Source organism: Pseudomonas sp. P4_B3, assembly GCF_056402295.1.
This window is the reverse complement of record NZ_JBFUHR010000003.1, coordinates 113827-126271: the sequence shown is the minus strand read 5'-3', so window position 1 is coordinate 126271 and position 12445 is coordinate 113827. Positions and strand designations below refer to the sequence as shown.

General features: G+C 61.3%; 10 protein-coding genes and 3 tRNA genes. All 13 read right to left on the bottom strand.

Annotation, left to right across the window (positions count from 1 at the left end; all coding sequences use genetic code 11):
* Positions 1–45: 45 nt before the first annotated feature.
* Positions 46–122, bottom strand: a tRNA-Asp gene (locus tag AC1DWG_RS04365).
* A gap of 92 nt (positions 123–214) precedes the next feature.
* A tRNA-Asp gene (locus AC1DWG_RS04360) sits at positions 215–291 on the bottom strand.
* A gap of 53 nt (positions 292–344) precedes the next feature.
* Positions 345–420 (bottom strand) — tRNA-Val (locus AC1DWG_RS04355).
* Positions 421–573: 153 nt separating this feature from the next.
* Positions 574–1350, bottom strand: a complete 777-nt coding sequence (locus AC1DWG_RS04350) for an SDR family oxidoreductase (protein ID WP_477787300.1) — start codon at positions 1348–1350, stop codon at positions 574–576.
* Positions 1347–2558, bottom strand: a complete 1212-nt coding sequence (locus tag AC1DWG_RS04345; RefSeq protein WP_477787299.1) for an O-succinylhomoserine sulfhydrylase — start codon at positions 2556–2558, stop codon at positions 1347–1349. The genes AC1DWG_RS04350 and AC1DWG_RS04345 overlap by 4 nt, the downstream gene beginning before the upstream one ends.
* Before the next feature lie 195 nt (positions 2559–2753).
* Positions 2754–4259 carry an amidophosphoribosyltransferase gene (gene purF / locus AC1DWG_RS04340; RefSeq protein WP_020795479.1) on the bottom strand — a complete coding sequence of 502 codons (1506 nt, stop codon included), beginning with the start codon at positions 4257–4259 and terminating at the stop codon, positions 2754–2756.
* A 41-nt stretch (positions 4260–4300) separates the two neighbouring features.
* Positions 4301–4861, bottom strand: coding sequence for a CvpA family protein (locus AC1DWG_RS04335; protein WP_223457095.1), 561 nt, complete (start codon positions 4859–4861; stop codon positions 4301–4303).
* Positions 4862–4959: 98 nt separating this feature from the next.
* Positions 4960–5628: an SPOR domain-containing protein gene (locus tag AC1DWG_RS04330; RefSeq protein ID WP_477787298.1), complete on the bottom strand. Its 669-nt coding sequence runs from the start codon at positions 5626–5628 to the stop codon at positions 4960–4962.
* On the bottom strand, positions 5612–6919 hold the full coding sequence (gene folC / locus AC1DWG_RS04325) for a bifunctional tetrahydrofolate synthase/dihydrofolate synthase (protein WP_477787297.1): 1308 nt from the start codon (positions 6917–6919) through the stop codon (positions 5612–5614). The genes AC1DWG_RS04330 and folC overlap by 17 nt, the downstream gene beginning before the upstream one ends.
* On the bottom strand, positions 6916–7836 hold the full coding sequence (gene accD / locus AC1DWG_RS04320) for an acetyl-CoA carboxylase, carboxyltransferase subunit beta (protein WP_477753997.1): 921 nt from the start codon (positions 7834–7836) through the stop codon (positions 6916–6918). Before accD ends, folC begins: the two co-directional genes overlap by 4 nt.
* A 217-nt stretch (positions 7837–8053) precedes the next feature.
* A complete protein-coding gene (locus AC1DWG_RS04315) occupies positions 8054–8680 on the bottom strand; it encodes a phosphoribosylanthranilate isomerase (protein ID WP_477753996.1) in 627 nt (208 codons plus the stop codon).
* A gap of 63 nt (positions 8681–8743) precedes the next feature.
* On the bottom strand, positions 8744–9568 hold the full coding sequence (truA, locus tag AC1DWG_RS04310; RefSeq protein ID WP_095943676.1) for a tRNA pseudouridine(38-40) synthase TruA: 825 nt from the start codon (positions 9566–9568) through the stop codon (positions 8744–8746).
* Between the two features lie 281 nt (positions 9569–9849).
* Positions 9850–12435, bottom strand: coding sequence for a motility hub landmark protein FimV (locus AC1DWG_RS04305; RefSeq protein WP_477787296.1), 2586 nt, complete (start codon positions 12433–12435; stop codon positions 9850–9852).
* Positions 12436–12445 lie beyond the last annotated feature (10 nt).

Here is a 12445-nt window from a genome sequence, read left to right as displayed (position 1 = left end):
CTTTCTTCGTAGCTCCAAGGCGTTCAGTGGGCCTCGGGGCAGATATGGCGCAGCGGACGGGACTCGAACCCGCGACCCCCGGCGTGACAGGCCGGTATTCTAACCGACTGAACTACCGCTGCGTATCGCTTTGAGCAGATGCCCAAGTAACTCGTCTGATTGAAAACTCAGTAGCTTTTCAATCTCGAGCCAGGCATGCCCGACTCGGAAAATATGGCGCAGCGGACGGGACTCGAACCCGCGACCCCCGGCGTGACAGGCCGGTATTCTAACCGACTGAACTACCGCTGCGCGTCGGTGGAGGCATTTCAGCCTACCTCTTGCTTTCGCAAGTATCTCGGGAGTGGTGGGTGATGACGGGATCGAACCGCCGACATTCTGCTTGTAAGGCAGACGCTCTCCCAGCTGAGCTAATCACCCGTTTGCATCTCCGAGGCCGCGAAATTTACGCAGGTAGCGAACCTAAGTCAATAGCAGGATTGAAGTTTTTCTGAAAAAGACAAAATCATTTCATTCCGGCCAATGTCGGCAACCATCAGTCCGACGATGAGGGCGATACATTCAACGCCAGTATCACTCGCTGTAAATCATCTTCTTGGTCATGCCACCATCGACGACGAATTCCTGGCCGGTGACAAACCCGGCATTTCGCGACRGCAGCCAGGCCACCATCGCCGCGACATCCTCGACCGTCCCTACCCTGCCCGCCGGATGCTGGGCATGATCGGCTTCGGTCAAGGGTTCGGCACGCCGCACCGAAGGATCGCGCGCGTCGATCCAGCCAGGGCTGACGGCATTGACCCGGATCTCCGGGCCAAGACTGATTGCAAGTGCATGGGTCAGAGCCAACAAACCACCCTTGCTCGCCGCATAGGCCTCTGTGTCGGGTTCCGACTGCCCGGCGCGGGTCGAGGCCAGATTGACGATGGCACCGCCATGAGCGCGCAGGTACGGCGCACAGTGCTTGGCCAGCAACATCGGCCCGCTGAGGTTCACCGCCAACACCCGATTCCAGTGAGCCAGATCGAGGCTTTCCAGGGTGATGTTATGCGGATCGGCAACCGCGGCATTGCAGACCAGCGCATCCAGGCGCCCGAACTGGCCGAGCACCTCGGCCACCCCCAGCGCGACCTGCCCTTCATTCGAGACATCCATGGCGATGAACCAGGCGTTGTCACCCAGCACTTTCGCCACTTTCGAGCCGCGCTCGCGGTCCAGATCCGTCAGCACGACTTGCCAGCCTTCGCTGAGCAGCCAGGCCGAGATCCCCAGGCCAATGCCCCGCGCAGCACCGGTCACCAGCGCTACGCGGCCATTTGAGCCTGCGATCGGCGCAGACAAGTCGATCACAACGCAGCCAGGCCGCGCGCCAGATCGGCTTGCAGGTCCGCCACGTCTTCCAGACCGACCGCAATGCGGATCAGGCTGTCACGAATACCCGCCGCTTCACGCTCCTGCGGCGCCAGGCGGCCATGGGACGTGGTGCTCGGATGGGTGATGGTGGTTTTGCTGTCGCCCAGGTTGGCGGTGATCGAAATCAGACGCGTGGCATCGATAAAGCGCCAGGCGCCCTCTTTGCCGCCCCTCACCTCAAAACTGACGACCGCACCAAAACCCTTCTGCTGGCGCAGCGCCAGTTCGTGCTGCGGATGGCTCTTGAGGCCGGCGTAATGGACTTTCTCGATGCCTTCCTGCTGCTCCAGCCACTCGGCCAGTTGCTGGGCGTTGGCGCAATGGGCCTTCATCCGCAGGTTCAGGGTTTCCAGGCCCTTGAGGAAGATCCACGCATTGAACGGGCTCAGGGTCGGGCCGGCGGTACGCAGGAAACCCACCACTTCCTTCATCTGCTCGCTGCGACCGGCAACCACGCCGCCCATGCAACGGCCTTGGCCGTCGATGAACTTGGTGGCCGAGTGCACGACGATGTCCGCGCCCATTTTCAGCGGCTGCTGCAAGGCCGGGGTGCAGAAGCAGTTGTCGACCACCAGCATCGCACCTTTGGCGTGGGCGATTTTCGACAGTTCGGCGATATCTACCAATTCGGCCAGCGGATTGGACGGCGACTCGACGAACAGCAATTTGGTGTTGGATTTGATCGCTGCATCCCAACCGGACAAGTCCGCCAGGGCCACGTAATCGACTTCGATACCGAAACGCTTGAAGTACTTCTCGAACAGGCTGATGGTCGAGCCGAATACGCTGCGCGACACCAGCACATGATCACCGGCGCTGCACAGGCTCATCACCACGGCCATGATGGCCGCCATGCCGGTGGCGGTCGCCACGGCCTGCTCGGCGCTTTCCAGCGCGGCGATGCGCTCTTCGAACGCGCGCACGGTCGGGTTGGTGTAGCGCGAATAAACATTGCCCGGCACTTCGCCAGCGAAGCGCGCAGCGGCGTCGGCGGCGGTACGGAACACGTAGCTGGAGGTGAAGAACATCGGATCACCGTGTTCGCCTTCCGGCGTACGGTGCTGACCGGCGCGTACGGCCAGGGTATCGAACGCTACACCTTCGAGGTCGCTGTCCAGCCGACCGGCATCCCATTCCTGACTCATGCTGTCACTCCTTGCCTTATTCGATAGTAGGTACGAAACCGGCCTTGAGGAGAGACGCCTTTTGTAGGAGCTGGCTTGTGTAGGAGCTGGCTTGCCAGCGAAGAAGGCGTCACATTCAACATCACCATTGCCTGTGATACCGCCTTCGCTGGCAAGCCAGCTCCTACAGCCAGCTCCTACAGGGCCGGTGTTAAATCAGTTGTTGTACAGATCGATGATCGCACTGACTGCCTGCGTCTTGACCTTGGAGGCATCGTTGCGTGCCTGCTCGATCTTGTTCAGGTAAGCCTCGTCGACGTCGCCGGTGACGTACTGGCCATCGAACACCGCGCAATCGAACTTGTCGATCTTGATCTTGCCGCCACCGACCGCTTCGATCAAGTCAGGCAGGTCCTGATAGATCAGCCAGTCGGCGCCGATCAGGTCAGCCACGTCCTGGGTCGAACGATTGTGGGCGATCAGCTCGTGGGCGCTCGGCATGTCGATGCCATAGACGTTCGGGAAACGCACCGCCGGCGCTGCGGAGCAGAAGTAGACGTTCTTGGCGCCTGCTTCGCGAGCCATCTGGATGATCTGCTTGCAGGTGGTGCCGCGAACGATGGAGTCGTCCACCAGCATCACGTTCTTGCCGCGGAATTCCAGCTCGATGGCATTGAGCTTCTGGCGTACGGATTTTTTCCGCGCGGCCTGGCCCGGCATGATGAAGGTCCGGCCGATGTAGCGGTTCTTCACGAAACCTTCGCGGAACTTCACGCCCAAGTGGTTCGCCAGTTCCAGGGCCGCAGTGCGGCTGGTGTCCGGGATCGGGATGACCACGTCGATATCGTGATCCGGACGCTCGCGCAGGATCTTCTCGGCCAGTTTCTCACCCATGCGCAGGCGGGCCTTGTAGACCGACACGCCGTCGATGATCGAATCCGGACGCGCCAGGTACACATGTTCGAAAATGCACGGAGTCAACGACGGGTTGGTCGCGCATTGACGGGTGTGCAGCTTGCCGTCTTCAGTGATGTAGACCGCTTCGCCCGGTGCCAGGTCGCGAATCAGGGTGAAGCCGAGCACGTCCAGGGAAACGCTTTCGGAGGCGATCATGTACTCGACACCTTCGTCGGTGTGACGCTGGCCGAACACGATCGGACGGATGCCGTGCGGGTCGCGGAAACCGACGATGCCGTAGCCGGTCACCATCGCCACGACAGCGTAGCCACCGACACAACGGTTGTGCACGTCAGTCACGGCGGCGAACACGTCTTCTTCGGTTGGCTGCAACTTGCCGCGCTGGGCCAGTTCGTGCGCGAACACGTTGAGCAGCACTTCCGAATCGGAGCTGGTGTTGACGTGGCGCAGGTCAGATTCGTAAATCTCCTTGGCCAGTTGTTCAACGTTGGTCAGGTTACCGTTGTGCGCCAGGGTGATGCCGTAAGGCGAGTTGACGTAAAACGGTTGAGCTTCGGCCGAGGTCGAGCTGCCCGCGGTCGGGTAGCGCACATGGCCAATACCCATGTGACCGACCAGACGCTGCATGTGACGCTGATGGAACACGTCACGCACCAGGCCGTTGTCCTTGCGCAGGAATAACCGGCCATCATGGCTGGTCACGATACCGGCAGCGTCCTGGCCGCGGTGCTGGAGGACGGTTAGCGCGTCATACAGCGCCTGATTGACGTTCGACTTACCGACGATACCGACGATGCCACACATGCGACGCAACCCCTACTTAATGGATCTGAACTGAACACAACTCACTGAGGCGTTTTGGCCATCGGCAAGAGGTGCTCCTTGAACGGTATATCAGCGGGTACGCTGATTCCGCTGGCAAGCCACTGACTGCTCCACCCGAGGATCAGGTTTTTGGACCAGTCGGCGACCAATAAAAATTTTGGCACGAGCTGTGACTCTTTCCACCACCCGTCCTGCTGTACCGGCCCCAGGCTCAACAGCCCGACGGCGATAACCACCAGCAACCCGCCACGCGCGGCGCCGAAGGCCATGCCGAGGAATCGGTCGGTCCCGGAGAGCCCGGTGACGCGAACCAGTTCGCCGATAAGATAATTGATCATTGCGCCTACGATTAAAGTGGCGACAAACATGATGGCACAGCCCGTGATTATACGAGCCGATGGCGTTTGAATGTACCCGCCGAGGTACTCGGACAGTGAGCCACCGAACATCCAGGCAACGACTCCTGCGATGATCCAGGTCAGCAGCGACAATGCTTCTTTGACGAAGCCGCGACTCAGACTGATCAATGCGGAGATGGCGACGATTGCTACGATCGCCCAGTCAACCCAGGTAAATGGCACAGTGCAGCCTACAGACGGATAAGGCGGCGCATTTTAGCAGAGCCCATGCTTATCGGTAAGCTGCTATTGTCAGTGCATTTCATATCGGGGCGATAGTTTTAGCCACGTTCCGGTTGAAAGCGCACGACAAACCCCTTGAGATTCTGCTGGCGGTTCAATAAGTCACGCAGCCGGTCGGCTTCGGCGCGCTCGATCAGCGGCCCGACAAACACCCGGTTTTTGCCGTCGGCGGTACGAATGTAGGCGTTGTAACCCTGGCTGCGCAGGGTTTTTTGAAGCTTTTCCGCGCTTTCACGACTCGACAGGCTGGCCAGTTGCACCGACCAACTGACAGACAAGCCATTGGCATCGACACGGCTTTGCGTGGTGTCCGGCTTGCCCGGTGCCGCCGTGATCGGCTGAGCAGGCGCTGTCGCAGGCTTGGCCGCCAAAGCCGGGACCGGCGCGGACGCAGCCGGTTTGGCCGCTGGCGCTGGAGCCGCATGCGCTGGAACCACCGGCGCAGTTGGCACCGCCGATTCCTGCTGGGCGATTTCCTCATCGCTCGGCACGGGCTCCTGAGGCAAGGCTTGCGGCTCGGGCACCACCACGGGCTCGACCTGTACCTGGGGCATCACAGGCGCCTGCGGAGCCGCAGGCGCTTCGACTGTCACCCGGCGCTGTTCATCCTGGCGGGAAAACAGCATCGGCAGAAAAATCACCGCCAGCGCGACCAACACCAGGGCGCCAACCATGCGCTGCTTGTATGCCTTATCCAGCAATGCCATTCGCCGCGTCCTCCGTGGAGCGCCGGGCCAGCCATTCAAGGGCCTCGGCGACACAATAAAATGATCCGAACAACAGGATTTCGTCGTCGCTCGTGGCCTGCGCGCACTGCCCTTCCAGGGCGGCCGCGACACTTTCGTAGGGCGTGACCGACGCACCAAGACCTTGCAACGCATCGTGCAAATCCGCAACCGGACGCGCCCGAGGCGAATCCAGAGGTGCTACTGCCCAGTGCTGGACACTAGCATTCAATTCGCCGACAACACCATCCAGATCCTTGTCCGCCAGCAGACCGAACACCGCCAGACGCTTGCCGACCGGCGGACGACTGGCCAAGCGACGCGCCAGATACTCCGCCGCATGCGGGTTATGCCCCACATCCAGCAATAGATTCAAGCGCTTGCCTTTCCACTCGAACTCACGGCGATCCAGACGACCGACCACCTTCGTTGCCCGCAGCGCCTCGATAATCTGCGCATCCACCCAAGGCAAGCCGAGCAGCAGGTACGCCTGCAACGCCAGCGCAGCGTTTTCCATCGGCAGATCGAGCAGTGGCAGGTCGCGCAGTTCAACCGCACGCCCTTGCGCATCGACACCACGCCACTGCCAGTTGTGATCGGTGACGCCGAGATCAAAATCGCGCCCACGCAGGAAAAACGGGCATTTGAGCTCGCGCGCCTTGTCCAGCAACGGTTGTGGAGGATTCAGATCGCCGCAGAGCGCAGGCGCGCCCTGACGGAAAATACCGGCCTTCTCGTAGGCCACGGACTCACGGGTATCACCGAGGTAATCCGCATGATCGACGCCAATACTGGTGACCAGCGCCACGTCGGCGTCCACCACGTTGACCGTATCCAGGCGACCGCCCAGACCGACTTCCAGCACCACCGCATCGAGCCCGGAGCGCTGGAACAGCCAGAACGCCGCCAGGGTGCCCATTTCGAAGTAAGTCAGGGAAGTATCACCGCGCCCGGCCTCTACCGCAGCAAAGGCCTCGCACAGCTCGGCGTCCGTGGCTTCGACGCCATTGAGCTGCACCCGCTCGTTGTAACGCAGCAGGTGTGGGGAGTTGTAAACCCCCACGCTCAAGCCCTGGGCTCGCAGCAAGGACGCCACGAACGCACAGGTGGAACCCTTGCCGTTGGTCCCGGTGACCGTAATCACCCGAGGCGCCGGCTTGCCCAGTCCCATGCGGGACGCTACCTGCTGCGACCGCTCCAGGCCCATGTCGATGGCCGAAGGGTGCAACTGCTCGAGGTAGGCGAGCCATTCGCCAAGGGTACGTTCGATCATAGGCTGGCTGGCACCGGCGGAACCACGATCGGCTCGATGGGTGCAGCAACGAACGTCGGCGTCGGCAGCCCCATCATTTGCGCCAACAAATTGCCCAGACGCGGACGCAGCTCCTGACGATCGATGATCATGTCGATGGCACCGTGCTCCAGCAGGAACTCGCTGCGCTGGAAGCCTTCCGGCAGTTTTTCACGCACGGTTTGCTCGATCACACGCGGACCGGCAAAACCGATCAACGCCTTCGGCTCACCGACAATCACGTCGCCCAGCATCGCCAGACTGGCGGAAACGCCACCGTAGACCGGATCGGTCAGCACAGAGATGAACGGGATGCCTTCTTCACGCAGACGCGCCAGCACCGCAGAGGTCTTGGCCATTTGCATCAGGGAAATCAGCGCTTCCTGCATCCGCGCACCGCCGGAAGCGGCGAAGCAGATCATCGGGCAACGTTTTTCCAGGGCGTAGTTGGCGGCACGAACGAAACGTTCACCGACGATGGCGCCCATCGAACCGCCCATGAAGGAAAACTCGAACGCCGAAACCACGACCGGCATGCCCAGCAAAGTGCCGCTCATGGAAACCAGCGCGTCTTTTTCGCCGGTCTGCTTTTGTGCAGCGGTCAGGCGGTCCTTGTACTTCTTGCCGTCGCGGAATTTCAGACGGTCAACCGGTTCCAGGTCTGCACCCAGCTCGGTACGGCCTTCAACGTCGAGGAAGATGTCGATACGGGCGCGGGCGCCGATACGCATGTGATGATTGCACTTGGGGCAAACGTCCAGGGTCTTTTCCAATTCCGGGCGATAAAGCACAGCCTCGCAAGACGGGCATTTGTGCCAAAGACCTTCAGGCACCGAGCTCTTCTTGACCTCGGAACGCATGATCGAAGGGATCAGTTTGTCTACTAACCAGTTGCTCATGCTTTCTTTCTCCAGTACCGGCGGCCCGAACGCTCTGGTTCGCGGCCCCGTGTATGCCCTAGCGCTAAATTCATGTGTGCGGCGACGGTCGATGGACTGCCACGGTCAGCGCGAAACATGACCTGCGTGCAACCACAAACCCTCGGATCTGCCTGCTGTGTGCAGTGCATCCGCTTTTTACAGTGCAGTGGACGGCGGCAGTCTGCCAGCCGTCACATCAACAGGTGCTACCGCGTACCGCTTTGATAAATGCCTGAATCTTTGCGTGATCCTTGATGCCCTTGCTCGCCTCTACCCCGCCGCTGACATCCACGGCGTAAGGTCGAACGCGCGCAACCGCTTCGGCGACGTTGCCCGGCGTCAGACCGCCCGCCAGAATGATCGGCTTGCTCAGGCCTTGCGGTATCAGTGACCAGTCAAATGCTTCACCGGTTCCTCCGGGAACGCCTTCGACATAGGTATCGAGCAAGATGCCGCTGGCACTGGCATAGGCATCACAGGCCGCGGCGATGTCATCACCCGCCTTGACCCGCAGCGCCTTGATGTACGGGCGATGCCAACCTTCGCACTCGGCCGCGCTTTCATCGCCGTGAAATTGCAGCAGGTCCAGGGGCACCGCGTCGAGAATTTCACCCAATTCGCAACGGCTCGCATTGACGAACAAGCCCACGGTGGTCACGAACGGCGGCAGCGCCTTGATGATCGAGCGCGCCTGCTGGAACGTCACCGCGCGAGGGCTTTTGGCGTAGAACACGAATCCGATGGCATCCGCCCCGGCCTCGACGGCTGCCAACGCATCTTCCATGCGGGTAATCCCACAGATCTTGCTGCGAACGGCTGACATGTCGACACAACTCCAAGACAAATCCGGGAAAGTCCCGGATGGTAACAAAAGCATTCGAGGGCGTCAGCCGCCAAGTTCCGAGAAACCGGTCAGGAAGTGTGGACCGATGTAACGCTCGGGCAATTGGAACTCGTCACGGTACTCGACCTGCACCAGATACAACCCGAACGGATGCGCCGTCACGCCACCGGTCCGCCGAATCCGGCTCTCCAGCACCTCTTTCATCCACTCCACCGGACGCTCTCCGGCGCCGATGGTCATCAGCACGCCGGCAATGTTACGCACCATGTGATGCAGGAAGGCGCTGGCACGAATATCCAGCACGATCATCTTGCCGTGACGGGTGACGCGCAGATGATGCAGTTCCTTGATCGGTGACTTGGCCTGGCACTGGCCGGCACGAAACGCGCTGAAATCATGGGTACCGAGCAGGTACTGGGCGGCCTCGGCCATGCGCTCGACGTCCAGCGGACGGTGGTTCCAGGTCACTTCTTCGTTCAGGTGCGCCGGGCGGATCTGATCGTTGTAGATCACGTAGCGATAACGCCGGGCGATGGCCTTGAACCGTGCATGGAAATGCGCCGGCATGACCTTGGCCCAACTGACACTGACGTCGTGGGGCAAGTTGATGTTGGCGCCCATGGTCCAGGCCTTCATCGAACGCTCGACCTGGGTGTCGAAATGCACCACCTGTCCGCAGGCATGCACCCCGGCGTCGGTACGCCCGGCGCACATCAGCGAAACGGGTGAGTCGGCGACTTTGGACAAGGCGTTTTCGAGGGTTTCCTGCACGGTGAGCACCCCGGACGCCTGGCGCTGCCAGCCACGGTAGCGCGAGCCCTTGTATTCGACGCCCAGCGCGATGCGGAAAAAGCCGTCGGCTGCCATTTCGGCGGCCGGGTTATCTATATTTGCCAAGGAGAGACAGCCTGCTGATGTACCAAAGGCGGGCATTATAAGGCCGCCGGGCGGGGATGCCAGAGAGATCTCCTTTGACTGCACCGGCCTCTTCGCGGGCAAGCCCGCTCCTACAGGGTTCTGTGGGCGACATAAATCACTGTAGGAGCGGGCTTGCCCGCGAAAGCAATTTCACAGTCACCAACGCACACCAGCCAAACAAAAACGGCAGCCTCAATGGGCTGCCGCTTTTTTTAAAACATACCGATCACTCAAGCCAGGCGCGAAAGCATTTCCTCGGCTTCGCTCTTCTGCTCGACACTGCCTTCGCTCACCACCTCATTGAGGATGTCGCGAGCGCCATCGCTGTCGCCCATGTCAATATAGGCCTGAGCCAGATCGAGCTTGGTAGCGGCTTCGTCAGTACCCGAGAGGAAGTCGAAGTCATCATCGTCGCCCAGCGCGGCATCTGCTTCGGTGAAGGTCGGTTCGCCGATGCTGCTGGACAGGCTCTCCAGCTCGGCGTTGACATCATCCAGCTCAGCCGCGAACGCATCCGGTGCGTCCATTTCGTCGGCCAGCGACAGATCGAAATCGGCCGGCAATTCCAGGTCATCCAGCGCGACCTCAGGAACAGCCGGGGTTTCAGCGACCGGAAAATCCTTCACGCCTTCGTCCAGATCCAGCAGGAAATCGTCTTCAGCCAGTATCGCCGGCGACGGTTGCGCACCGAGATCCAGGTCGAGATCGAAGTCCGACAGGTCGTCGAGGTTTTCCTTGATTTCAGTCTGTTGCTGCAACACCGACTCAAAACTCAGATCGTCATCCAGCGGGAACTCGTCCAGGTCCGCCAGCGCCGTCACTTCAGGCTCCGGCGCAGGTGCAGGCGCAGGCGCCACAGGCGTGATCGCGTCCAGATCATCCAGGCTCAGGTCGAAGGCGCTGTCGAGGTCATCCTCGAACGGCGCTGGCACCGGCTCTGGCGCCGGTGCTTGCGGCTCATCGAGCAACAGGTCCTTGACGTATTGCGCATCCAGCTCGGCAGCAACGGCGGCTGCGGCGATGCCACCGGCAGCCACCAGCGCCATGGCCGGGAAGCGGCTTTTGAGCTTTTCAACCTGGGCGAAGTTGTCGCCATTGGCCACCAACTGACGCTCCTGGCCGACGAACGCATCGCGGTCGCCTTGCTGGCCGTAGACTTCCATCAGTTTCAAGCGCAAGTCGCTGCGCTTCGGCTCTTGCTTGACGCCGTCCTCCAGCAACGCGGCAGCCTGGTTCAGGCGACCGGCATTGATGTGCGACTGAGCCTGGCCCAGCACATCGTCGGAACGCTCGGCAGCCGGCGCCACCAATGGCGCGGCGATCGGCGTGGTCATCACGACCGGGGCAACCACCGGCGCTGGCGCGGGAGCAGGCGTCGGGGCAGTCGCCAGCTTCACGCTCGGCGATGGAACTTCCAGGCCTTCGAAGCTGGTTTCCGGCAAGTCGAAATCGGCCGAGAACGGCTGTTCTTCAGCCAAGGCACGGGCCATGCGCATATGCTTTTCGGCTTCTTGCCGGGCTTTGCGGCGGCGCGCCAGCAACAGCAGCAAGAGCAGCAGAACCACCGCACCGCCACCCACCAGGCCCAGCAGCACCGGATTGCTCAGCAACTCATTGAATTTCTGATCGTCGGATGCTGCCGGTGTCGCCTCAACGGGCTTCTCGGGCACTGGTGCAGTGTCAGCCGGAGCAGGCGCTGCCGGGTTGGCAGCCAGCTCGGCCGACATCGCCGGAGCTGTCGCAGCCGCTGGTGCACCCGCAGCGCCCTCGGTTTGCAACTTGGCCAGTTGATTGTTCTTCAACTCGATCAGGCGCTGCAGCTTGTCCACCTGGCTTTGCAGGTCGGTCATGCGACTTTTCAGTTCGGCGTTATCACGACGACTGGTATCGAGGCTTTCCTGGGTCATCGCCAGCTTGTTGCTGAGGGCCGTGGCATCTCCAGCGGCCCCTTTGCCACGGTTCTTGCCGGACTCGGCAGAAACCAGGCTCAGTTTGTCGGTGGCCGCTTGAGCGGGCGCACCATCGGTGCGAGCGCGATTGGTAGCGTCGAGCTGTTGCTGCCCTGCCCCGGGTTTGGCCACGTAGCGACGCCCCTGGCGCCATGCGGTGTTCTGTGCAGCCACTTCGGCAATGGCCTTGGCTTGCGGCAGGCCCGCGCTCTGCACCTGGTCCGGCAGGCGCAGCACCTGGCCGGTTTTCAAGCGGTTGATATTGCCGTCAATGAAGGCGTCCGGGTTCAGCGCCTGGATGGCGAGCATGGTTTGCTGGATCGAACCGCCATTACGCGCCTTCGCGGCGATTACCCACAGGGTATCGCGCGGTGTGGTGGTGTATTGGGACGCTTTGGTCGCACCGGTGACGGGCGCGGCAACCGTTGACGTTGGTTGCGCAGCCGCTTCAGCGGTTTGCGGCGAGAATTTGGACGGATCGAGCAATACACTGTAGTCGCGCAGCAAACGACCGTTCGGCCACATGACCTGAACCAGGAACTTCACCATGGGTTCGGAGAGTGGCTTGCTGGAGGTCACGCGCAGGATGCTTTTGCCGCTGGCGTTAAGCACCGGGGTGAAGGTCAAGTCGTTGAGAAACGCCTGGCGGTCGACACCGGCCTTGGCGAAATCGTCTGGTGAGGCCAGGCTCGGCACCACTTCGGCGGCGGTGAGATCCTTGACATCGAGCAGCTCGATTTCCGCTACCAGCGGCTGGTTGAGCGTCGATTTCAGGGTCAACTCCCCGAGCCCGAGGGCATGCGCCATACCGGAGGACAGCGCCGAGGCGGCCGCTATTGCTAACACCAGTTTGCGAACTTGAACCATTAGCACATCC